Annotated in this window: 21 protein-coding genes and 1 tRNA gene; 9 read left to right on the top strand and 13 right to left on the bottom strand. The window is 62.6% G+C overall.

Going from position 1 to position 20,774, the window contains the following annotated elements:
• Positions 1-427 precede the first annotated feature (427 nt).
• The 4 genes from ACLI1Q_RS04995 to ACLI1Q_RS04980 all read left to right on the top strand — a co-directional run bounded on the left by ACLI1Q_RS04995 (position 428) and on the right by ACLI1Q_RS04980 (position 2,023).
• Positions 428-1,273 (top strand): DUF559 domain-containing protein, encoded by an 846-nt coding sequence (locus ACLI1Q_RS04995; RefSeq protein WP_411697119.1) that lies wholly within the window; start codon positions 428-430, stop codon positions 1,271-1,273.
• 65 nt (positions 1,274-1,338) lie between these two features.
• Positions 1,339-1,548 (top strand): helix-turn-helix transcriptional regulator, encoded by a 210-nt coding sequence (locus tag ACLI1Q_RS04990; protein WP_023017728.1) that lies wholly within the window; start codon positions 1,339-1,341, stop codon positions 1,546-1,548.
• Complete coding sequence (locus tag ACLI1Q_RS04985; protein ID WP_239267898.1) at positions 1,541-1,819, top strand: hypothetical protein; 279 nt, start codon at positions 1,541-1,543, stop codon at positions 1,817-1,819. Before ACLI1Q_RS04990 ends, ACLI1Q_RS04985 begins: the two co-directional genes overlap by 8 nt.
• A 69-nt stretch (positions 1,820-1,888) precedes the next feature.
• Positions 1,889-2,023: a hypothetical protein gene (locus ACLI1Q_RS04980; protein ID WP_255716967.1), complete on the top strand. Its 135-nt coding sequence runs from the start codon at positions 1,889-1,891 to the stop codon at positions 2,021-2,023.
• 431 nt (positions 2,024-2,454) lie between these two features.
• On the opposite strand, the gene ACLI1Q_RS04975 is transcribed toward ACLI1Q_RS04980, so the two are convergent.
• Genes ACLI1Q_RS04975 through ACLI1Q_RS04945 form a run of 7 tightly spaced genes read right to left on the bottom strand, consistent with a single transcriptional unit; the run spans position 2,455 to position 8,211 of the window.
• A complete protein-coding gene (locus tag ACLI1Q_RS04975; RefSeq protein WP_005280100.1) occupies positions 2,455-3,015 on the bottom strand; it encodes a GtrA family protein in 561 nt (186 codons plus the stop codon).
• A 29-nt stretch (positions 3,016-3,044) separates the two neighbouring features.
• Positions 3,045-3,833: a pseudouridine synthase gene (locus ACLI1Q_RS04970; RefSeq protein WP_411697144.1), complete on the bottom strand. Its 789-nt coding sequence runs from the start codon at positions 3,831-3,833 to the stop codon at positions 3,045-3,047.
• 52 nt (positions 3,834-3,885) lie between these two features.
• Positions 3,886-4,974, bottom strand: a complete 1,089-nt coding sequence (gene dapC, locus ACLI1Q_RS04965) for a succinyldiaminopimelate transaminase (protein ID WP_239275754.1) — start codon at positions 4,972-4,974, stop codon at positions 3,886-3,888.
• Between the two features lie 3 nt (positions 4,975-4,977).
• On the bottom strand, positions 4,978-5,301 hold the full coding sequence (gene fdxA / locus ACLI1Q_RS04960; protein ID WP_023017724.1) for a ferredoxin: 324 nt from the start codon (positions 5,299-5,301) through the stop codon (positions 4,978-4,980).
• Positions 5,302-5,355: 54 nt separating this feature from the next.
• Entirely contained in the window at positions 5,356-5,733 is a 378-nt protein-coding gene (locus ACLI1Q_RS04955; protein ID WP_239267902.1) for a hypothetical protein, read from the bottom strand.
• Positions 5,733-6,602, bottom strand: a complete 870-nt coding sequence (locus tag ACLI1Q_RS04950) for a PIG-L family deacetylase (protein WP_239267904.1) — start codon at positions 6,600-6,602, stop codon at positions 5,733-5,735. Before ACLI1Q_RS04950 ends, ACLI1Q_RS04955 begins: the two co-directional genes overlap by 1 nt.
• Complete coding sequence (locus ACLI1Q_RS04945) at positions 6,592-8,211, bottom strand: ABC transporter family substrate-binding protein (protein WP_239267906.1); 1,620 nt, start codon at positions 8,209-8,211, stop codon at positions 6,592-6,594. The genes ACLI1Q_RS04950 and ACLI1Q_RS04945 overlap by 11 nt, the downstream gene beginning before the upstream one ends.
• 89 nt (positions 8,212-8,300) lie before the next feature.
• On the opposite strand from ACLI1Q_RS04945, the gene ACLI1Q_RS04940 reads away from it, so the two are divergent.
• The gene (locus ACLI1Q_RS04940; protein WP_239267908.1) at positions 8,301-8,957 is read left to right on the top strand and encodes a GPP34 family phosphoprotein; all 657 of its coding nucleotides are present in this window, start codon (positions 8,301-8,303) and stop codon (positions 8,955-8,957) included.
• A gap of 12 nt (positions 8,958-8,969) precedes the next feature.
• On the opposite strand, the gene typA is transcribed toward ACLI1Q_RS04940, so the two are convergent.
• Complete coding sequence (gene typA / locus ACLI1Q_RS04935) at positions 8,970-10,880, bottom strand: translational GTPase TypA (protein WP_239267910.1); 1,911 nt, start codon at positions 10,878-10,880, stop codon at positions 8,970-8,972.
• A gap of 271 nt (positions 10,881-11,151) precedes the next feature.
• Between typA and ACLI1Q_RS04930 the strand changes: the two genes are divergently transcribed.
• The 3 genes from ACLI1Q_RS04930 to ACLI1Q_RS04920 are packed head-to-tail and all read left to right on the top strand — an operon-like array spanning position 11,152 to position 13,361.
• Positions 11,152-11,880: a hypothetical protein gene (locus ACLI1Q_RS04930; protein ID WP_239267912.1), complete on the top strand. Its 729-nt coding sequence runs from the start codon at positions 11,152-11,154 to the stop codon at positions 11,878-11,880.
• A complete protein-coding gene (locus ACLI1Q_RS04925) occupies positions 11,880-12,416 on the top strand; it encodes a DUF402 domain-containing protein (protein WP_239267914.1) in 537 nt (178 codons plus the stop codon). Before ACLI1Q_RS04930 ends, ACLI1Q_RS04925 begins: the two co-directional genes overlap by 1 nt.
• Positions 12,417-12,419: 3 nt before the next feature.
• Positions 12,420-13,361 (top strand): DUF808 domain-containing protein, encoded by a 942-nt coding sequence (locus tag ACLI1Q_RS04920; RefSeq protein WP_239275750.1) that lies wholly within the window; start codon positions 12,420-12,422, stop codon positions 13,359-13,361.
• 1 nt (position 13,362) lies between these two features.
• Here the strand turns inward: ACLI1Q_RS04920 and zupT are convergent, their stop codons facing one another.
• Both zupT and ACLI1Q_RS04910 read right to left on the bottom strand, forming a co-directional pair.
• Positions 13,363-14,160, bottom strand: coding sequence for a zinc transporter ZupT (zupT, locus tag ACLI1Q_RS04915; protein WP_239267918.1), 798 nt, complete (start codon positions 14,158-14,160; stop codon positions 13,363-13,365).
• Positions 14,161-14,195: 35 nt separating this feature from the next.
• On the bottom strand, positions 14,196-16,112 hold the full coding sequence (locus ACLI1Q_RS04910) for a BCCT family transporter (protein WP_370657776.1): 1,917 nt from the start codon (positions 16,110-16,112) through the stop codon (positions 14,196-14,198).
• A 250-nt stretch (positions 16,113-16,362) separates the two neighbouring features.
• Between ACLI1Q_RS04910 and ACLI1Q_RS04905 the strand changes: the two genes are divergently transcribed.
• On the top strand, positions 16,363-17,469 hold the full coding sequence (locus tag ACLI1Q_RS04905) for a hypothetical protein (protein WP_239267919.1): 1,107 nt from the start codon (positions 16,363-16,365) through the stop codon (positions 17,467-17,469).
• A 15-nt stretch (positions 17,470-17,484) separates the two neighbouring features.
• Here ACLI1Q_RS04905 and selB read toward each other — a convergent pair whose 3' ends face one another.
• The 3 genes from selB to ACLI1Q_RS04890 all read right to left on the bottom strand — a co-directional run bounded on the left by selB (position 17,485) and on the right by ACLI1Q_RS04890 (position 20,716).
• Complete coding sequence (gene selB / locus ACLI1Q_RS04900; protein WP_239267922.1) at positions 17,485-19,269, bottom strand: selenocysteine-specific translation elongation factor; 1,785 nt, start codon at positions 19,267-19,269, stop codon at positions 17,485-17,487.
• Positions 19,270-20,598, bottom strand: coding sequence for an L-seryl-tRNA(Sec) selenium transferase (gene selA, locus ACLI1Q_RS04895; RefSeq protein ID WP_284849459.1), 1,329 nt, complete (start codon positions 20,596-20,598; stop codon positions 19,270-19,272).
• A gap of 23 nt (positions 20,599-20,621) precedes the next feature.
• Positions 20,622-20,716, bottom strand: a tRNA-Sec gene (locus ACLI1Q_RS04890).
• Between the last annotated feature and the right edge of the window lie 58 nt (positions 20,717-20,774).

Here is a 20,774-nt window from a genome sequence, read left to right as displayed (position 1 = left end):
CTCACACCCCGTTACGCCGCCCGCACGCCCTACCGCTGACACCCGTCCCTGCCCTCACGCCCCATTACCCCGCCCTTCGCGCTCACCAGCGCTGGGCGGGGCACTGCGTTTTCACCTCCCGGTGAGCGCGACGGGTGTGGGACCGCCCCTCGCGGTCACGGGGATGAGGAAATGGACATCGGAAAGCGTGGGCGTGAGCGCAAAGGGCGGGCTGGGACCACACTCGCCCTTCGCGCTCACCAGGGGACGCTCCAGCGCATCTAAGTGGCCCCCGGTGAGCGCGAAGGGGACGTCGAGGGAGGCATGGAGGGAGTTATCCACAGGGCGGCGACGAAAATGGACCGTGGGACCGTGAAATGGGACGGTTATCCACAGGCTGGCGAAAGCCGTATGGACGGGGAGGCGGCTGCTTCTTTAGGTTGAAGCCATGGGGGCATGGACGACTGCGCAGTTGCGCGAGCAGGGGCTGGGCAAGGACGCGATTCGCCGGCGGGTGCGCGCGGGCAAGCTGCACCGCGTTCACCGGGGAATTTATACCGACGAGTGGTCGCCGCTGGCGGTGGCGAAGGCGCTAGTGCATGGGCTGAGCCGCATTCATTTTACGGGGAAGACCGCGCAGGAGATTCACCTTGACCGGCCGCTGACCTTTCCGCTGGAAGCGGAGGGGCCGCGGACGCTGAGGGGCAAGAATTTCCGTGTCTCGCATTCCCGGCTCAAGGCAACGAGCCTGGTCAAGGGGCTGCCGGTAGTGCAGGTCCTGTGGGCCGCTCGGAAGATTGCTAGGGCCTGTAGCCCGCTGCTGGAGGAGTTTAATCGCGGAGAGAAGGGGCCCGGCCGGCTGGAGCGGGACCGCAAGCGAATGGGCCGGACACCGCGCGCGTTGAAGGAGACGATTCGGATTTCGGCCATCGGCGCGGATAGCCCGCCGGAGCGAAAAGTCAGCCGCGCGCTGCGCGCAGAAGGCATTTTCCCTGTTCACAACGCCCTGGTGTGTGGGTACCGGTTCGACCTATTGATGGGCAAGCTCATCGTGGAAATCGACGGCTGGACCTACCACAGCCACAGCGTCGCGTTTCAGGCCGACCGCTCCAAGCAGAACGCCGCAACCGCGCACGGGTACACGGTTTTGCGCTTTACTGCCGATGACGTCACGCACCACCTTGACCAAGTCATTCTCCTCATCAAAGCCACCCGTGACCTGCTCAAAGGCCGCAAGCCACAGCTGCCTATATCCGCCACCCAGCCATATTGGCGCTGGCATCTGTGCGTCTAACCCTTGCCATAATGTAAAGTTTGCTTTACATTAGGTCATGTAAACACGACACGAGAGGTGATGTTGTGGCCGGACAACCCAACATGGTCCGCAAGTGGCGGCGCTGGCGCGAATGGTCGCAAGGCGAACTAGCAGAGCGCGTCGGCGTCTCCCGGCAAACTATCGCAAATATCGAACGCGGCAACTACTCCCCGTCCGTGCACCTCGCATTGGACATCTGCCACGAACTAAACAAAACAGTCGAAGAAATCTTTGGAGCTGAACAACATGATTAACGCCATCGCCAACATATCCCTCAACCAGATGGAGCGCGCCTCCACCGACGAGTTCGAACGTGACATCCTCACCAAGGCCTCCGCCATCACCCTCACCCCAATCACCTTCCTCGAGCTCATCGTCGCCGCCATCCTCGCCTGGTCCCTCCCCGGCCGCCTCAGCCTCCTCGCCCCCTCGCCATCGTCCCTTCCCTCGCCGGCACGTCCCTCAGCGCCGCCTGGATGCGCAGGCACATCGCCACCCCCACCGTCCACTCCAACTGGACTTTGACCGCCCTCTACCTCATCCCGATGTTCCTCTGCTTCGCCGGCATCGCCTACCACGCCTTCACGCTTTCCGATGTCCCTGCCGCCCCCCCCCTACCTCATCTGCTCGACCGTAGGCGCCGTCACGGCCGTCCTCATCTCCCCCGCACTCCGACGGAAACAAAACCGCCGCGACCAGTCCCGCCTCGACGCCGAGCTCGAGGACTAATGCTCACTCCCACCGCTATCACGCACTCCACCACCCGCCCTTCGCGCTCACCGCGGACGGCGGGTGGTTTCCGTTTTCTACGCCCCGTGAGCGCGAAGGGGTGCTAGCGTCAGCGGCTCCCGGCCTCCCCACCCTTGCCGCTCACGGGGAGGAGATTTCGCCGACGGCAACCGTTGGCGGTGAGCGCGAAGGGCGAGGCCTCCCGTGCCGCTCACCGGGGGCGAGCGCTGCGCACGAAGTCCACCTCCCCGTGAGCGCGAAGGGAAGGGTGCCTCACACGCACCTGCTTGGCGATGCCCCTCCCTGCCCTTGCCGCTCACCGGCGGGCACAAAAAGACCCCAGCGCCCCACGCTGGTGAGCGCGAAGGGCGGCTGGGGCGGCTGGGGCTGTGCGGATGGCAGGGCCGTGGCCGGCGGCGAAGGGCGGGTAGTTAAACCGGCGCGACCTCGTCGACGACGACTGGCTTATTGGGCTTGGAGCGGAACGTCCAGAGCTTGTTGATGATGAAGTTGATAGGCATCGCCACGACGATGGAAATGGCCTGCGCCCAATAGGACTTGGTGCGCAATCCGGTGGAGTTATCAAAGACATCGGTGGGCAGGCCCACGGGCGAGTTGGGGTTCATTAGCAGCGTCAGGATGACCTGGCTGACGATAAACGCTCCGATTCCCGCCAAAAGGAACGGGAAGAAACCGCGAATCCAGGACACTTTGGACACGGTCCGAAAGGTCCACATGCGGTTGAGCTGGTAGTTCCAGGTATTGGCCACGAGGAAGGAGATGGTGGCAAAGACGTGGTACCAGCGGATGTGGAATGCAGAACCGAAGAGGTTCATGAAGGGGTCCTCGGCAAAGATATCCGCCGCACCAAAGAGTTTCTGCGCGAGAAAATACACGAAGAGGTTAACCGCGGTACCCGAGCCGCCGACAAGACCGAACTTAAGGAATTGCCCAAAATTGGACGCAAAGCGCGCAACGCTGAGGTCTGCCATGGGCCGCCTTTCTTGCCGGAGGTTAGTAATTACCTGATTGTAGTTCCTAAGCCCCGCGAACTGAAAAACTGACGCTCCGAATGTGATAAAGGATCTCTAAGAGATATAGTTTCGTGCAGCAAGGAAAGCGGGCGCGAGAAATCGTAGAGGCTGAGCGGACGCGGCGTGGGATAGGTGTCATCGCCGATGAGCGGGCGCCCAAGATGGTTCAGTAGCACCCGCAGCTGGTGCGTATGCCCCGTCCGCGGCCACATGGTCACCTCCCGCCCCGCAGCGCGCACATACGTCGAGGTCGGCGTGCCATTATCAGCCACGAGCACCTGCCTGCTGCCCCGCGGCTTGTGCATAGGCAGCCTGATTTCCTCATCGCAGAAAAGCGGCTGCTTGACGATGCCCCTATACCTCTTCACCGCCCTCCCCTCCAGGAAGATGCGCTGGTAGGGCGCGCGGGTCGCGGGATTGCGCGAGCAGATGACAAGGCCTGCGGTGAGGCGGTCAAGGCGGTGGAGCGGCACGATTTCGTCTTCGCCGAAGTCCACGCGCAGGCGAGTTTGCAGGGTTTCGCGCTGCAAACGGCCATTCGTGGTGGTGGGAAGAAAGTGCGGTTTATCGGCAACAATGATGTTTTCATCCGCGTGGACGACGGTGTAGACATAGGGGATCGGTTCCTCCGGCGGGACGAAGGGGTGATACCACGCGGGAATGGGCCGCGAAAGTACCGTGTCCGCGGGAAGGAGGGTTCCCTCCGGAAAGGGTGAGTCCCCGGCACGGGCGGCCCAGTACTCGCCTTCTAAAGGAACGCGATCGCGCAAGACCACCTTGCGGGGAGAAATCCCCTCCCGCGCAGGCGGGCGAAACGCGCGAGGCGAGTTAGGCACTGGCGAGGCGTTCGACAGCGGCGCGCACCCGCTCGTCGGTACCGTTTAAGCCGATGCGCACGTGTTGCGCACCCGAGGGGCCGTAAAAGTCGCCAGGTGCAGCGAGGATGCCCAAGGAAGCCAACCAGTCGATGGTCTCGCGGCAGCCTTCGCCGCGGGTGGCCCAGAGATACAGGCCGGCATCCGAGTGGTCGATGGTAAAGCCCGCTTTGATAAGCGCCTGCATCAATTCGGCGCGGCGCGCGGCGTAGCGCTGGCGCTGGAGGGCTTCGGTGGGGTCATCGTCAAGCGCGGCAACCATGGCCGCCTGAATCGGGCCTGGCACGATGAGGCCGGCGTGCTTGCGCAGCTCCAAGAGCTCCGCGATGAGGTCGTTATCGCCGGCGAAGAATCCGGCGCGGTAGGAGGCCATATTCGCGGACTTGGACAGCGAATGCATGGAGATAAGGCCGGTGTTATCGCCGTCGGTCACGCGCGGATCCAAGATGGATACCGGCGGGTTGTCATCGTTCCAGCCCAAGCCCATGTAGCACTCGTCGGAGGCGATGATGGCGCCCGTCGAGCGGGCCCAAGCCACGATGCAGCGCAGCTCCTCTACCCCAGCGACGCGGCCGGTAGGATTGGACGGGGAGTTGATAAATACCAGGGAGGCGTCCTGGAAGTCGTCGTCGGCTCGCAGCGGAGTGGCCCCAGCGAGGAGGGCGCCGACCTCGTAGGTGGGATAGGCCACCGAGGGGAAGGCGACGGTCTCGCCGCGCATGCCCAACAGGGTGGGCAGCCACGCGATGGCCTCCTTCGTGCCCACCACGGGCAGGACGCGGTCCACGTCCATGTGATAGCGGCGGCGGAGAGCGGAGGCGATGGCTTCGCGCAGCTCGGGCGTGCCCTGCGTTTGCGGATAACCGGGGGTCTCGGCGGCAGAGGACAGCGCCAGCTGCACGCCAGGGGCGACCGGATCTACGGGGTTGCCTACCGAAAGGTCAACGATTCCATCTGGATGCGCCTGGGCCTTCTTCTTGGCGCCAGCCAGCGAGTCCCAGGGGAAATCTGGAAGCGATTGTCCTAGCGGTGTGCGGGCCATGAATTACTCCTGATTCTGTGGGGGCAGCGCGGCTACCATTGACGCATCGAAATCTTGCGGGCCGAGGGCTGCCGCTCCACCGGGTGAGCCCAAGTCATCGAAGAATGCTGCGTTGGCATCGTTGTAATCGATCCACTCATCGGGAACGTCGTCCTCGTAGAAGATGGCCTCTACCGGGCATGCGGGCTCGCAGGCGCCGCAGTCCACGCATTCATCTGGGTGGATGTAGAGCATGCGCTTGCCTTCGTAAATGCAATCGACGGGGCATTCCTCAACACAGCCGCGGTCCATTACATCAACGCAAGGTTGAGCGATTGTATAAGTCATGGAGAATCCTTGAATCTTCCTGATTTCATGGGTTTGGGGATGAAATATAGTATGTCACTTCTGCTTTAGGAAAGGCCAAACGCCGCCGCCGATTCCGGCCAAAAGCAGGAGCAAGCTGAGAATATTATTGCCGACGATGACATCACCGGTAATCGGAACCAGCAGCATAAGCGCGAAAAATCCCAGGCCCCACACTATGAGCGGGATGGCCACGATATAAGTTCGATCACTCCACAGCCGCGCCGTACGGGTTAGCACCACGTTAAAGGCGGCGGCGATGACGATGGTGATGGGAAACGCGATGCTCGCGCCATCAGCCAGGGGAATCCGGGCGGTAAGGTAAATGACCTCTAGGAACAGCGATAGCAGGGCGCCGAGGGAGAGCCAGATGAGGCCGGTGACCTGCTCACCGCGGCTAAAATCAGTGCGCATTACAGCTCCCCTAGGAGGTCGGTTGCGGGCTCGCCCCGGCCGAGTTGAAAGTATTCGGCGCGCAGCAACGGCATCAGTAATCTATTGGACAGGCAGTAGGCCCCTGGCACAGCGGCCGGGTCGTGCACGGCGGCCACGGCGGCCTCGGGGTTGGTGGCGGTGGTGGTGCCATCGGCCAGCCAGATTTGCGTGGCGTGGGCGCGCATGGCGGCGCGTTTGGCGTTTAGGGCAGCATCGTCAAGCGCGAAGGCCAGATCCGCGCCGGCGGTGGTGAAGTTATCCAGGTACGCGGCATCGGGCTTGCGCCAACCCGCGGGCGCGTCGAGCGTGTCCAGGCCGGCGTAATTGGCGGCGCGGTCAAAGATCGCCCACCAGATGCGCGTGCTTGCCGATGCCGCCTTCTCCACCACCCTATGCACCGCCACGTGGTCCGGGTGGTTATAGCCACCGTCTGGCCCATAGGTCAGGATGGCGTGCGGCTGGAGAACATCTAATTCCGCGCGGAGCAGGTCTACGGCCTCATCCAGGCGATTGACCAGCGCGCGGGGGTTGTCATGAGAAGGAGAACCCACCATGCCGGAATCGTGGAAGTGGCCGAATCCGCCCAGCTGTATGCCTTCTACTCCTAGGGCGGAGAGGGCACAGGCCAATTCGCGGGCACGGAAGCCACCGAGCTGGTGGTGCTCGGCCAGGCCTTGATAGGGCGCACCGATGACCTCGCCGTCCTCGCCAAGGGTAAGGGTGATGACCGTGACCTGCGCACCGCGCGCGGCCAGGGTGGCAAGGGTGCCGCCGGTAAAAAGCGTCTCATCATCAGGGTGCGCGTGCACCGCAACAACGCGGTAGCCCGCCAAGTCCTTAGTCCTCATCTTTCCTCCAAACCGGCGCTGTGACCAGCCCTTTATCCCAATCATCAATACTTTGGCCGGGGCCTACAATACCCTCCCCTAGCGCGTGCACACGCGTTTCATCTAAGAGCGGGACGTACAACACGTCCTGGGCATTGATCTCGCGGATTCGGCCCAGCGCGGTTGAGGGGCTGATTTTTCCGGAGAGAATGTCCATGCGCGTCTCGGCGGCGTTGTCGGGGCAGAATCCGGAGAGGTCCCCGGCGAGCGGCTGGTCTTCGGCGCAATTGAAGATACTCGCCGCAGAGAGCGAAGTTAGGGTGATATCCTCCCAGGTCACCACCGCATCCACCTTGCCTTCAGGAAGCAGCTTAGAGGTAATTGTGGTAAGCCTATCGGTGGTGACCTCAGCGGGGATGCCGTGGGCCTCGAGGACATCGTAAAGCGTATTTGCCGCAGCCAAAGCCGTGGGGCTGGTCGGATCGACGGCGAAGCGGATGGGCTTCTTGCTGGCGCGCTCGCGCAGCGCCGTCAGGTTTGCTTCCCCGGAGACCGGATTATGCCCGGCCTTCAGGTTAGAGGCGCGGCCGGTGGCCAGCCGGGCAACCTGCCCGGTATCGATAAGCGAGGCCAGACCGCGCCGCGCAGCCGCATCCTCTAACGCACCCTGCTCGGTGGACATGTGCAAGCGCAGCTGGCGCGGGCGGGTGACCGTCTTATCGCTTACGTGGCCCAGCAGTCCGAGCGCTTCCTGCGAGGTTTGGTCCGGGGTAAAGTCCGCGAACCCAATTTGACCGGAACGCAGCATATTCAGCGCCTGGGTGCTATCGCGTACCTCGCGCAGCTGGACGACATCGATGTGGGCGGGGTCAGCGCCCCAAAAGCGATCATTGCGGTTGAGCGTGATGACCCCGCGGCTGCGGTCCACGCTATCGACCGCGAAGCGGCCGGCGGAGGCAGGGATGTCATTGGCCAGCACCGAATCAAAATCGGCATTTTGCAGCAGGTGCGAGGGAAGGAGCTGGTTGAATAGCTGCTTCCAATCCTTAACCCGCTCGGCAAAATCCACCGTGACCACGCGGCCGCCATCGGATGTGGTCACCGCGGAAATGGCGCGGTAGCCCGCCGGGTCCTTGACGCCTGCGGTCGTGGTCATCTTCTTCCACAAGTAGTTGAAATCCGCACCGGAAATCGGGGTGCCGTCAGACCACTGCGCGGGAGAGGCAATAACGTAGCGCACCCGTTGGGCCACGCCCTCCGGCGCGGTGACCTCCGTGGCAGATTCCAGAACGTCTGTGTCCATGCGGCCCCAGTGGAATGTCGAGGGCAAGACCAGCTCCGCGATTTGATCCACGAGCTCGGAGTTATTGGCCACCAAGTGTGGGTTAAGGCCAGCGCGCAGTGGATCGACGCCGATGGAAATGGTGGGCCGCGAATCGTCTTCCTCCGCGCGCGGCGGACCATCGTCCGTCGCGGCCGTGGTTGATTCCGTTTCTTGGACGGTAGATTCCTGGTCGTCCGAATCTTCTACCACCGGCGGTGGGCCAGGATTGGCCGAACACCCGCTGACAAACGCGAGGCCGATGGCGGCAGTGGCAGCAAGTGCACGAGCCTTGAGACTATTTTTCATCGCGGACTACTTTAGTACCTACTTCCCGCCACACGAAGATTCTGCGCGCTAAACTCGGACAAAATCACTGTTGAAGGGATTACCCCACCATGCTTATCTGCCAAGAAATGTTCCTCCTGCTGACCAAGGACAACGGTAAAAAGGAGGCAGTGACCAATAACGAGACCGCCTTGAGCGCCGGCCTTTTTAGCGATTTACTCATGCATGACGCGGTTGGCATAAGTGCAAAGAATAAGGTGCACGCCACGGATAAAAAGCCAGAGCACCCAGTGCTTGCTTGGGCGTGGGATGGCCTGCACGAGCGCCGGACCAGCTCGGTCAAGACGCTACTGCAGGCGAGGTGGTTCTCCCCGCGCGAGAAGATTGCCCAGGATTTTAGGGACCACGGCCAATTGGAGATTGAGGATGCCGCGTGGTGGCAGCTGGGTGGCGACCGCTACATCATGACGGACACGGCGCTAGAAGATGAGGTGCGCGAGAGGCTCGCTGCGGTGCTTGATGGCACCCAAAACCCAAGCGTCAAAGACATGATTATCTTGGATATTCTCCGCGAGGTTAAAGGGGCCTATCCCCTGCTCAAGGAGGACGCGCCCGAAATGAAACGCCGAGAGATGCGCAACCGCATCAAAGAATTAAAACAACAGGTGGATTACGACGATGCCGCCGCCTCTGCGGTAAAAACCATACTGCAGGAGACGACGGCGATTATCACGGCGGTTGCGGCATCAACCGCAGCCACGACTTAGACCGAGGGCAGATTACTTCTTCATCTGCTTAGCGCGGGAGGCGGCGCGCTTGCGGTCGGTGGCGGAAAGCTCGAGCTTGCGCACGCGCAGCACGTCTGGAGCAACCTCGACGCACTCGTCGTTGCCACAGAATTCCAGCGCTTCTTCCAGCGAGAGCGTGTGGGCCTTGGCCAGGGTGACCGTGGCGTCTGCGGTGGCAGAGCGCATATTGGTCAGCTTCTTTTCCTTGGTGATGTTGATGTCAATATCCTCATCGCGGTTATTGGCACCCACCACCATGCCTTCGTAGGCCTCAGCACCTGGCTCGACGAAGAAGTTGCCGCGGTCAGCCAGCTGCATCAGTGCGTACTGGGTGATCTGGCCGGTGCGGTCAGCCACCAGGGAGCCGGTGGCGCGGGACTTGATTTCGCCGGCCCAGACATCGATGCCATCGGAGATGGAGTTGGCGATGCCGGCGCCACGGGTTTCGGTCATGAACTGGGTACGGAAGCCGATGAGGCCACGGGCGGGAACGCGGAAGATCATGCGCACCCAGTCGCCCTCGCGCACGTCCATGGACTGCATCTGGCCCTTGCGGGAAGCCAGCAGCTGGGTGATGGCGCCTTGGTGCTCCGACGGGGAGTCGATGGTGAGGATCTCGTAAGGCTCGTAGGTCTTGCCATCGATCTGCTGGGTAACAACCTGCGGCTTACCGATGGTCAGCTCGAAGCCCTCGCGGCGCATGGACTCGATGAGCACGGACAGAGCCATCTCGCCGCGACCCTGAACCTCCCAGGTATCTGGGCGCTCTGTGGGCAGCACGCGCAGGGAGACGTTACCGATAAGCTCCTGCTCCAAGCGGGCCTTGACCATGCGGGCGGTCAACTTGGTGCCGCCCCCGCGGCCTGCCATCGGCGAGGTGTTCACACCGATGGTCATGGAGATGGCCGGCTCGTCAACGGTGATGCGCGGCAGAGCCTCTGGGTTTTCCGGATCTGCGATGGTGTCACCAATCATGACATCGGAAATACCAGAGATGGCGACGATATCGCCGGCGATGGCCTCTTCGGCCGGCTGGCGCTCGAAGCCGACGGTGCGCAGTAGTTCGGCAACCTTGACGGTCTTGGTGTGCTGGTTGCCCTCATCATCGTAGTGGATCCAGGCCACCTGCTGGCCCTTCTTGATGCGGCCGGCGTAGATGCGCAGCAGCGCGATACGGCCGAGGAAGTCGGAGGCGTCAAGGTTGGTGACGTGCGCCTGCAGCGGGGCATCGACGGTAGCGGAAGGCTCTGGCAGGACGTTGTAGATGACATCGAAAAGCGCCTGCAAGTCCTTGCTATCGGGGACGTTGCCGTCGCCCGGGTTCTCGGTGGAGGCAACGCCGGCGCGGCCGGAGGCGTACAGAACCGGGAGATCGAGCAGCTCTTCAGCGGCGGCTGCGGCTTCCTCGTCCTCGAGGCCAGCTGCGATTTCCAGCAGCAGGTCCTGGGACTCGGTGACAACCTCGTCGATGCGGGCATCGGGGCGGTCGGTCTTGTTCACGCAGACGATGACCGGCAGTTTGGCCTCTAGCGCCTTGGTCAGGACGAAGCGGGTCTGTGGGAGGGGGCCCTCAGAGGCATCGACAAGCAGCACGACGCCGTCCACCATGGAAATGCCGCGCTCAACCTCGCCGCCAAAGTCGGCGTGGCCCGGGGTGTCGATGACGTTGATGATGAGGTCTGCGCCGTCCTTGCCCAGACCCTGGCGGCGGATGGCCGTGTTCTTGGCCAAAATGGTAATGCCGCGCTCGCGCTCCTGATCGTTGGAGTCCATGACGCGGTCCGTGTGCTCACCGTGTTCGCCAAAAGCACCGGACTGCTCCAGCATGCCGTTGACCAACGTGGTCTTGCCATGGTCAACGTGCGCGACAATGGCAACATTACGGAACTCGGTATTACTCACTAGTTGGGTTCTCCTTCGGAGGATCTACAAGCGCTGGTGCGCGAGAAATGTTCTTGAACGACGTCCTACGATACCCCCTAACAGGGCATAGTGCAGCATTGGGGAGCCAAGACGCGACCCAGGCAACCCCGTAACGTCACGCGCGCCTGAAACGACCTACTACTTGACACTTCCCAGCGGATCACTATCGTTACTAGAGTTATTACTGTTACTGCTGTGACTGGTGGGACTATACTGCTTCCCCTCCGCGAGACAATAAGGACCTGATACCGTGAGCCACGCCCGAACTTCCTGGCGCCTAAGCGGACGCACCGGCTACATCGCCGCTGCCACCGCCGCGCTTATTGGCCTCGCTTCTCCCCTGGTAGCGCCCGCACAGGCCTTCGCCCCGGATCTCTCATCGCTGGCACAACAACACATGCCCGCCAGCCCGTTGGATGAGCTCGGCCGCCCCACTCAGGAGACCCAAGACCGCGTGCGCGCCTTTGCCGCGCAGCCGTGGATCCCCGAAGAGGCCCGCAATGCTATCTTGTCTGCCTTGGACTTCTTTGCCGGCAACGGCGACGGTAGTGGCGGTGTCGCTATGCCGCAGGGCGATAATCCACACTTCCGGCAGTTTTATTGGCCTACCGTCTCCGCGCACTGCATCGGTGGCACCAACGCCGCCACAGGCTCTGCCATCGCGGTACCTGGCCCTACGGAAATTCCTGCCCCCGGCGCCGGCGAGGGCGAGACCGCCTTCCTCTTTACCGCCCTGGGCACCCCTCCGGCAGCACCGGACCAAGAAGGCATGAACGTGCAGTGGTTTAATATCAACACCCTGCAAAGCGGCATTACCCCGCTGCACAATAACGGTATCAATCAGGATGGTCCGACGACGCTGTCCGGCACGGCCCACACGGGCAAGGGCCTGGTCGTCGCGCTGCTCTCCGGTTCCGTGAATACCACCGAAGCGCGCTGCGATTTCGCCCCCACCGCCGCCTTCCTAGAGGTGAAGTAATGGCCGTTGATCTCCACCCAGTCAAGCGGGAGACCTTTAATACCGGGAACTTCACCAATACCGATCCCAAGGGCTACCTGCGCCAGGTCGATACCTACACCGAAACCGAGTTTGGCCTGTATATGGCACGCGGTGCCGATCACCCGCGCTTTGGCTACCTCGAATCCTGGCTGCTGCCCAGCCTGAACCTGCGCGCGAATATCTTCCACTTCCGCCCCGGCATCGAGGTGGAGCAGGACTTTTATATCGACGTCGCCGAGATCCAGCGCCAGGGCAACGAGTGGACCACCCGCGATCTCTACGTCGACCTGGTCACCACCACCGGCGAGCCGATTACCGTCCTCGACATCGACGAGCTCTCCGCGGCGACGTCCGCGGGCCTCATTTCCGCCGAGGACGCCGAGCTCGCCATCGACACCACCCTGGACGCGGTCGAGGGAATTACCCGCCACGGCGACGATGCAATGGCCTGGCTTGCCCACCACGGCATAGACTTGTCCTGGTCAGAAAACGTAACTTTAGCCCCCGAAGGATAAGCCATGGCCGGTGGCCTTTTCGCCCTGCTTGACGATGTCGCCCTCATAGCCCGCGCCGCCGCCTCCAGCGTCGACGATGTGGCCGCCTTAGGCGGCAAGACATCTATGAAGGCCATCGGCGTCGTCGTCGATGATGCCGCAGTAACCCCGCAATACGTCGAGGGAATTAAACCGCAGCGCGAGCTGCCGATGATCTGGCGCATCACCAAGGGCTCGCTTATCAACAAGCTCGTCATCATCTTGCCGATTGCGATGATCCTGTCTTGGATCGCCCCATGGGCGCTCACGCCCATCTTGATGTGCGGCGGTACCTATCTGTGTTTCGAAGGCGCGGAAAAGATCCTCTCCTTCTTCAACTCCTCCCCTAGCGATGCAACCGATACCGTCCAGCACAAGGGTCCAGAGGCCGAAGATAGCTTGGTGAAATCCGCCATTACCACCGACCTCATCCTGTCTGCTGAGATCATGGTGATTTCCTTAAATGAAGTCATCGATCAGCCCTTCTGGCTGCGTCTCGGCGCGCTTATCGCCGTTGGCATCATCTTGACCTTGAGCGTCTACGGCGCCGTGGGATTGCTGGTCAAGATGGATGACATCGGCTTGGCCTTAACCCGGCGCCGCGATGGCAACTCCCCGCTGGGCAATGCCTTGGTCAAGGGTATGCCGATCGTGCTGGACATCATCGGCGTCATCGGCACCGCCGCCATGTTATGGGTAGGCGGGCATATCGTCACCACAGGCCTGCACGAATTCGGGGTAGACCAACCGCATGGACTTATCGAGGCCGCCACTGAACACATCCACAACGGCGCGCTGAGCTGGCTCGCCGAAACCGGCTTGTCCATGGTGTGCGGGCTCATCCTCGGCCTTGTCATCGCCAGCATCGTCATGGCCGTTAAGGCCTCGACCGGCTCGCCCTCTGCCACCTCGGCAGCGCAGCACTAAATTACATAAACAGCATGAGCGATACCGCCATAATGGCCATGCCGGCAATAAGGCCGTAGATGGCGTAGTGGTGCTCGCCGGTTTCTTCCGCGGTGGGAAGCAGCTCATCCAGCGAAATAAACACCATGATGCCAGCCACTGCGGCAAAGCTAATGCCCATGGTGGCCGGCCCCAATACCGGTAAGAGCAGGCCAAATCCGATGAGCGCGCCGAGCGGCTCAGCAAGCCCAGAAAGCGTGGCCCACCAGAAGGCCTTCTTGCGCGAGCCGGTCGCCTCCCGCAACGGCACCGCGACGGCGATGCCTTCCGGAATATTGTGGATGGCAATCGCCACGGCCACCGGCACCGCAATCTCCTTGGACTCCAGGCCCGATAAGAAAGTGGCAAAGCCCTCCGGAAAATTGTGCAGGCCCAGCGCGACCGCGGTAAATACGCCCGTCTTCATCAACCTGCCGCGCCGGGCATCTTCTTCCGTCGTGCCGGGTTCGTGCGGGTTAATTTCTTCTGGCACCATTCGGTCAATAATCGCGATGACCGCAATACCGGCGAAGAAGGCCCCTACCGCGGCCCAGGTGCCGGGTTTCTCGCCCCCGAGGGCGTCGCTAAGCTGCTCTATACCCTCCGGCAGGATTTCCATGAAGGAAACATAGAGCATCACACCCGCCGAAAGGCCCAGGGCCGCGGCCATAAATGCGGGCCCTGGCTGGCGCTTTCCCACCGCCAGCGCCCCGCCAATGGAGGTGGACAGGCCCGAGAGCAGCACCAATCCAAAGGCGAAGGCGAACGTGGACAAGGTCATGGTCTGTGACTGTACCTAACTAAAATTATCGAGCCTTAATGAGCGGGCGGGGTCTGTGCATCGTCATCGGTGGAGCCAGAGACGAACTCGCCATCGGCCACCGAAGGATCATCATCCACGTAGCGGCCGGCTTCATAGTCATATCCGATGGCGTGGCCTTCCTCATCGGTACGCGCGTACCACTCGGTGACCTCGGCGGCGGTGGAATCGAATTCGCCGCCGGTGGCGTAATCGGAGTCTCCCGCAGTGGGCTCGACCGACAGGGCAAAGTTATCGCCGTATTCGCGCACGCCGTGAATGACCGCATTGGACACGGCTTGGTGCTCGTAATAGTGGCGGATGGAGGCCGGATCGTGGCGCAGTTCCCTAATCAGGGCAATACACATCAACACGATGATGACGGCAAAGGGAAGCGCCGTAATGGTGATGAGGTTTTGCAGGCCTTGCAGCGCGTTTTTGCCACCGGACATGAGGATGACCACGGCGATGCCCGCCATGCAAATCACCCAAAAGACAGTAACAGTGGCTTTCGGCTGTGGGTTGCCGCGCTGGGTGAGCTGGGAGTTGACCAGCGAGGCTGAGTCCGCAGTGGTGATGAAAAATACCACGAGCATGACAATGACCAGCGGGGCCATCCAATTGGATCCGGGGAAATGGTCCAAGACGTTAAAGAAGATGTCTTCGGCCGCCGGCATGGAATCGATTGTGCCATCGGGGGCGATATCGCCATCGCGGCGCTGCAGCCAAATGGTGGTGCCGCCCAAGATGGTAAAAGCGGCGATGATGATAGCGGAAGGAATAAACAGCACGCCAAGGACGAATTGGCGGATGGTGCGACCGCGGGAAATCTTGGCCACGAATACGCCGACGAACGGCGACCAGGATACCCACCACGCCCAGTAGAACGTGGTCCACGAGGATAGGAAGGAGACCATATCTTCGCCCTCGCCCATGTTGGCGGACAACATTTCGGGGGTGTTATCGAGGTACTCGATGATGACCGCGGGCATCATATTGGCCAGCAAGGCGGTTGGTCCGATGACGAAGAAGAAGATGGCGATGCCCAGCGCCAATGCCAGGTTGATATTGGATAGCCACCGCACGCCCTTAGCCACACCAGACACTGCGGAAAAGATGGTGCCGATGGACAGCACAATGATGATGACCAACGCCGCGGTATTGCCGGCGGTGGACCAGCCGCTGACGATTTCCACGCCGCGGCCGATCTGCAGCGCGCCAATTCCCAAAGTGGCCGCGGTGCCAAAGAGGGTGGCGATGATAGCCAGGCCATCGATAATGCGCGCCGGTGTGGAATCGGTGGAGCGGTTGCCAAAAAGCGGCATCAAGATAGAGCTCATCAGGGGTACGCGCCCGCGGCGGAAGGATACATAGGCCACGCACAGCCCGACGATGGCGTAGATGGCCCACGCATTAAGGCCCCAGTGCATGGCCGATTGGGCCAGCGCGCCAAGCACCGCTTCATCGCTGGCGGCCTCATAGGCACCTGGGCGCGGCGAGAGATAATGGGTAAGCGGTTCGTAGGGTCCGAAGAAGATAAGCCCGATGCCGATGCCCGCACCAAAGAGCATGGCGGCCCAGCTAATCGTGGAAAACTCCGGCTTTTCGCCATCCACGCCGAGTGGGATTTTCCCGTACTTGGAAAAGGCCAGAATCAGCAGCAGGAACATCAGGAAGGTGGCCAGCGCCGTAAAGATCCAGCCTAGGTTGCGCATAACCCAGTCCAGGGCCGTAGAGGAGGTATTAAAGACCTGTTCGGGGGCGAGCACTCCCCACACCACGAAGGCGATAACGAGCCCACCGACGACGCTCAGGATGGTCTTATCCACACCGTATTTAACCTTTTGGTCCTCGATGGATACGCCAGGGACCAAGGCGGGGTGGATATTGTGCGGGTAGATGATGTCGTGCAGGATGCGCTTGGCACCGCGCACGCGCTTTTGGCTTTCTTCCGTATTATTAACGTTTTCCAGCCCATTGGTGGTTCCGTTATCGGGCCGGGGCGATGAATTAGATGACAAAGCCCTACTCCTATTTCGTTATGCACTTTTCAACTTGAGGGAATCATTAATACGTTAACGAACATTGGCTAAAACCACCGACTAAGCGCTGTTTTACCCCCACATGCGTAAAATGAGATCCGTACGTTACGCCCCGCTTTAAAGCTTTGGAGTTACTTTTCCTATGGTGCCCTACCCGCTTGCGACCAGCTACTTCGGCGTCGAACACGTCGCCATCTTGGAACATGTCATCTCCGGCACGGTGCTGAGCATTCCTGGCGTGGGTAGTCAGCCTGCTCTTATCGATGTCTCTTTAGAGCCCGATACCTACTCCAACGGCTGGCGGGTGCGTTCGGAGTTTGGCTTCATCGGTTTTCTCGATGAGGTTGAGGCGGCCGAATACCCTGACCTGCACCGATTGAAGGCCTCACAGGCCACCCCGCAGACGGTGGCCACGGTCGGCATCGTTGACGGCGAACTCGAGGTCGCCGTCTCCCTCGGGCTGTGGCCGTGGCTGCTACCGGTCAATGACCAACCGGCCGAATCAGTACTTCTTGCCGGCGGCCATGGTGCAGTGATTGATACTGGGGCAGGCGATCTGACCGATGAGCAGCTATCTCACTTTGATACGCAGCAATTCTTTGTCACGCTCAAGGTCATCGATAACGCCGTCGTGGCCTCCTGTGGCGATACTGTGCTGGGACCGTGCGGGGCATTAAGCCAGCTGCCGGGCCTGCGCACCGCGTATGCGGCGGCGCAAGAGGCCGGTACTGTGTTGGCCGCCCGTGCCTATAGCGGCGGCGGGATGATCGCGATAGATATCCCGGTAGCGGATGCCACAGAAGCCGAATTATTCTCCCCTGCGGTACCGCCCCTGCGCGTGCCGTCCGGCCGCACCGTGCTGCCTAATGCCACCACTTCCCGTCCTACCACCCCAGCCCCGCCCGAGGAATGGGAGTTCGCGCTGGAGTCCGCCGACATTGCCGGCGATCTTCCCACCGGCTCCCGCCGCCCGGTCAGTCCCGATACCAATGTAGACACTGCGGTCACTGGTTCTGCCGAAGCCTCGCCCGCACCTCGTGCCCGCGACGAGGGCGAGGCTGCGGCACCGCCTGCTAGCAGCGGCTTGGCTGACTTGGTCTCGTCCATGCCGGGCTCACAGAACCTGAGCTGGCGCGCGCTTCCCGTAGCGGAGGAACCGGGCCGCTTTTCTTCCGAGTCCGCCCGCGTGCGCGCCCGGCGCGTGGCGCGCGAGCAGTCCCGCCCGCGCGGCGGAAACCACCGCAAATAGGTCGGCCGCCTCTGTTTAGCGCAGCGTGCGCTTGCCGCCCTCGCCGCGGCGGGTAATGCCGTGGGCATCGAGGTATTCCAGCAGAGGTATGGCCACCCGGCGGGTGGTCCCCAGCGCTTGCCGCGCGGCGGACAGGGTAAAGGGCTGCTCGAGTTCTTCTAGGAGCTCCCGTGCCTTGCCCGGTGCGTCCGGTAAGAGGATGATGCCGTCTTTGAGGCGTAGCAGGCGCCCGGCGCGCTCGGCGGCGGCCAGTTCTTTCTCGCTCAACCCCAGCTCTTTAAGTTCGTGCGCCTCTGGTGCCGCGAAGGGATCCTTATTTAACCTGCTCTCCAATTCGGCCACGGCGGTCTCGGCGGCGCCGAGATCCACGCTGTGGCCGGGCAGGCGGATAAGCCCTTCGGATTCCTCCGCGTGCGCGGCGGCTACCGCCAGGCGCAGGAGCGCGTTGTCCGTGAGCCCCAAGGCATCGAGTGCCGCCTTGCGGGGCATCCCGGGTGCGAGCGGGTTAGCCGCGGCGTGTTCCTGCAGCGCGGTAGTCAGCGCTTCTTTCCAGCGCGTTACCTGGCGGGCGGCAATCCACCACTGGTCGAAGTTAATGACGCCCTGCGGGGCGGCGTCGGTGTCATAACCATCGAATTCCAAGTCCACGCGCCGGGCATAGCCCACGCGCTGCAGGTAGGAGGAAGGATTGCGGAAGGAGCTTAACTCAGCCAGTGCGTTAGCCCGCTTGCGGGCGGCACCGCGGCGGTCTAACTCCGGCGGGCGCACGTCGATGACCTCCACGCCGGCGCTGACATGGCGGCCACCGGGGCTGCGGACAACCAAGCGATCCAGGAGGACTAGCGGCAGAGCGCGCGTTAGGCGCAGGCGGGCAAAATCCGCTGACAGCGGCCGCAGATGCGCTTCTATCCCGGCGGTGCCGCAGTGGACCACGAGGTTATCGGGCAGTTCATCAAGCGCGGTGCCAAAGGTGCGGTGGACGTCCACGGTATCGACGCCGCGCCACGCATCGGGGCTCAGCAGCAGGTCACCGCGGTGGATATCGGCGGCATCGACCCCGCGCAGGTTAACCGCGGCACGTGTTACGGGGCCCAAGGATTCCTGCGCGGTATTTTCGCTGTGCAGGCCGCGGATCTCCACGCGATTGGCGCCCTCTGCGGTGGAGAGCACCAGGGCATCGCCGGTGCGCAGCGTGCCAGCGCTCAGCGTCCCGGTCACCACGGTTCCCGCGCCCTTGACGCTAAAAGCGCGGTCGATCCACAGGCGCACAGGGGCATCGGTGTCGGGTGCGGGCACGCGGGCGACCAAATCATCGAGCGCCGCGCCCAGTTCCGCCAGGCCCTCGCCGGTGTGGGAGGAAACGGGGATGATGGGGGCATCGGCAAGCGGCGTGGCAGAAAACTGCGTGCGCACTTGGGCGGTGACCTCCGCGCGGCGCTTTTCATCGGCGCGGTCGCTGCGGGTCAGGGCGATAATGCCGTGCTCGATACCCAGCGCGTGCAGCGCGTCGCGGTGGTCGGTGGATTGGGCCTGCCAGCCCTCGTCCGCGGCGACCACGAAGAGCACCACGGAGGCAGGCCCCACCCCGGCGAGCATATTGCCAAAGAACTTTTCGTGGCCGGGGACATCGACAAAGGCCACGTCCGCACCGGAAGGCAGCGACGTCCACACAAAGCCTAAGTCAATGGTCAGCCCGCGGCGCTTTTCCTCAGCCCACCTATCCGGATCCATGTCCGTTAAGGCGCGCACCAGGCTGGACTTGCCGTGATCGACGTGGCCGGCGGTCGCGATGACGTACACCTACATCACCGCCCGGATGGCCGCGATGAGCTCCTTGTCCTGGGCCTCGGGCACGCAGCGCACGTCAATGAGGCAGCGGCCTTGGTGCTGGCGCGCCACCACCGGTGGGGTGTGCTGTCGCAGTTTTGGCGCAAGTTCCTCCGGCAGCGCCACCGCAACGCCGGGCAGCGGGTACTCGGGGGCTCCTCCCCCGCCCACGCGGCCAGCGTGCTCAACAATCTCGCCGCCCACCGCCGCGGCGATGGCCTCGGTGCGCGCGCGGTGGCGCGCCGGGTCAAGGTGGAGGGCCTGCTGCACCGCATTGGCGGGCGTTGTGATTGCAGCCTCCAGGGCATTAAGCCGCAGCTTATCTATGCGCACCGCCCGCGCCAACGGGTGCTTTTTCACCGCCGCAATCGCGTCCTTGGTGCCCAATAAAATGCCGGCCTGCGGCCCGCCCAAAAGCTTATCACCCGAGGCGATGACGATATCCGCCCCGGCCTTGAGCTGCGCATGAATATCGGGCTCGTCTGGCAGCACCGGATCGTGGGTGAGCAAGCCCGAGCCGAGATCCACAATGAGGTGTGTACCCTGCTTCTTCGCCAGGCGCGCCAGCTCGCCCACGCCCACCGAGGAGCTAAACCCCTCAATCCGAAAATTGGACGGGTGCACCTTCACAATCGCACCGGTCTCCTCCCCCAGCGCGCCTTCATAATCGTGGAGGTGCGTCCGGTTGGTCGCGCCCACCTCGCGCAGGCGCGTCGCGGTGGATTCAATAAGTTCCGGCAGGCGGAACCCCGCACCGATTTCAATGAGCTCGCCGCGCGAGATGATGACCTCCTTGCCCGGCGCCAGCGCGGCCGTGGCCAGCAATAAGGCCGCCGCACCGTTATTGACCACCAGCGCATCCTCCGCGCCGGGGCACGCCGCCAAAAGCGCCTGGGTGGCACCGGCACCGCGCCGGGACGAGCGCCGCCCGGTGTCTAGATCCATTTCCACGTCGGTATATCCGGCCGCTGCCTGCAGCGCGTCGATCGCGGCATCAGGCAGCGGTGCGCGTCCCAAGTTCGTATGGATGATCACGCCGGTGGCGTTGATGACCGGCTGCAAGGAATGGGTGCTGTGGTCTGCCAAGCGCCGCGCTATTTCTTCCTCCACGCCGGCAACGGGCACGTCCCCGCGGCGGGCGGCGGACAGCACGCCTTGAATCATGGCGCGGATGGCATGTTCGGCGATTATCTCCCGCGCGCTTTCTACCGCGGGGAGCCGCAAGAGCTCATCCATGCGGGGTAAATTCCGGCGGGGATCACGGGCATTATTCGCGGGGCGACCAGCGTTATGGCTCGGCACTCGTTTTCCTCCTTGCGCGCTTTTGGCGGAGACGGACAGGAATCGAACCTGCCAGACCGAGATGCTCGGCCTCACCGGTTTTGAAGACCGGGGCGCCCACCAGGACACGTACGCCTCCGCCTGGCTACTTTACAGATCCCGCGCGCGGCCCACCGCCGCCGCCCCACCACTTTCCG

Source organism: Corynebacterium limaceinasi (assembly GCF_046717465.1).
In the GTDB taxonomy this organism is placed as follows: Bacteria; Actinomycetota; Actinomycetes; order Mycobacteriales; family Mycobacteriaceae; genus Corynebacterium.
Note: the sequence above shows the minus strand (reverse complement) of the source record. Positions and strands in the feature narration are given on the sequence as shown.

What these genes read in the sequence shown, in the direction of transcription:
- ACLI1Q_RS04995 (WP_411697119.1), top strand. Translation starts at nt 428, where the DNA reads ATGGGGGCATGGACGACTGCGCAGTTGCGCGAGCAGGGGCTGGGCAAG.
- dapC (WP_239275754.1), bottom strand. Translation starts at nt 4,974, where the DNA reads ATGGCCCGCACACCGCTAGGACAATCGCTTCCAGATTTCCCCTGGGAC.
- ACLI1Q_RS04945 (WP_239267906.1), bottom strand. Translation starts at nt 8,211, where the DNA reads ATGAAAAATAGTCTCAAGGCTCGTGCACTTGCTGCCACTGCCGCCATC.
- ACLI1Q_RS04950 (WP_239267904.1), bottom strand. Translation starts at nt 6,602, where the DNA reads ATGAGGACTAAGGACTTGGCGGGCTACCGCGTTGTTGCGGTGCACGCG.
- ACLI1Q_RS04955 (WP_239267902.1), bottom strand. Translation starts at nt 5,733, where the DNA reads ATGCGCACTGATTTTAGCCGCGGTGAGCAGGTCACCGGCCTCATCTGG.
- ACLI1Q_RS04980 (WP_255716967.1), top strand. Translation starts at nt 1,889, where the DNA reads ATGTCCCTGCCGCCCCCCCCCTACCTCATCTGCTCGACCGTAGGCGCC.
- fdxA (WP_023017724.1), bottom strand. Translation starts at nt 5,301, where the DNA reads ATGACTTATACAATCGCTCAACCTTGCGTTGATGTAATGGACCGCGGC.
- ACLI1Q_RS04925 (WP_239267914.1), top strand. Translation starts at nt 11,880, where the DNA reads ATGGCCGTTGATCTCCACCCAGTCAAGCGGGAGACCTTTAATACCGGG.
- ACLI1Q_RS04920 (WP_239275750.1), top strand. Translation starts at nt 12,420, where the DNA reads ATGGCCGGTGGCCTTTTCGCCCTGCTTGACGATGTCGCCCTCATAGCC.
- ACLI1Q_RS04985 (WP_239267898.1), top strand. Translation starts at nt 1,541, where the DNA reads ATGATTAACGCCATCGCCAACATATCCCTCAACCAGATGGAGCGCGCC.
- zupT (WP_239267918.1), bottom strand. Translation starts at nt 14,160, where the DNA reads ATGACCTTGTCCACGTTCGCCTTCGCCTTTGGATTGGTGCTGCTCTCG.
- ACLI1Q_RS04975 (WP_005280100.1), bottom strand. Translation starts at nt 3,015, where the DNA reads ATGGCAGACCTCAGCGTTGCGCGCTTTGCGTCCAATTTTGGGCAATTC.
- ACLI1Q_RS04940 (WP_239267908.1), top strand. Translation starts at nt 8,301, where the DNA reads ATGCTTATCTGCCAAGAAATGTTCCTCCTGCTGACCAAGGACAACGGT.
- ACLI1Q_RS04905 (WP_239267919.1), top strand. Translation starts at nt 16,363, where the DNA reads ATGGTGCCCTACCCGCTTGCGACCAGCTACTTCGGCGTCGAACACGTC.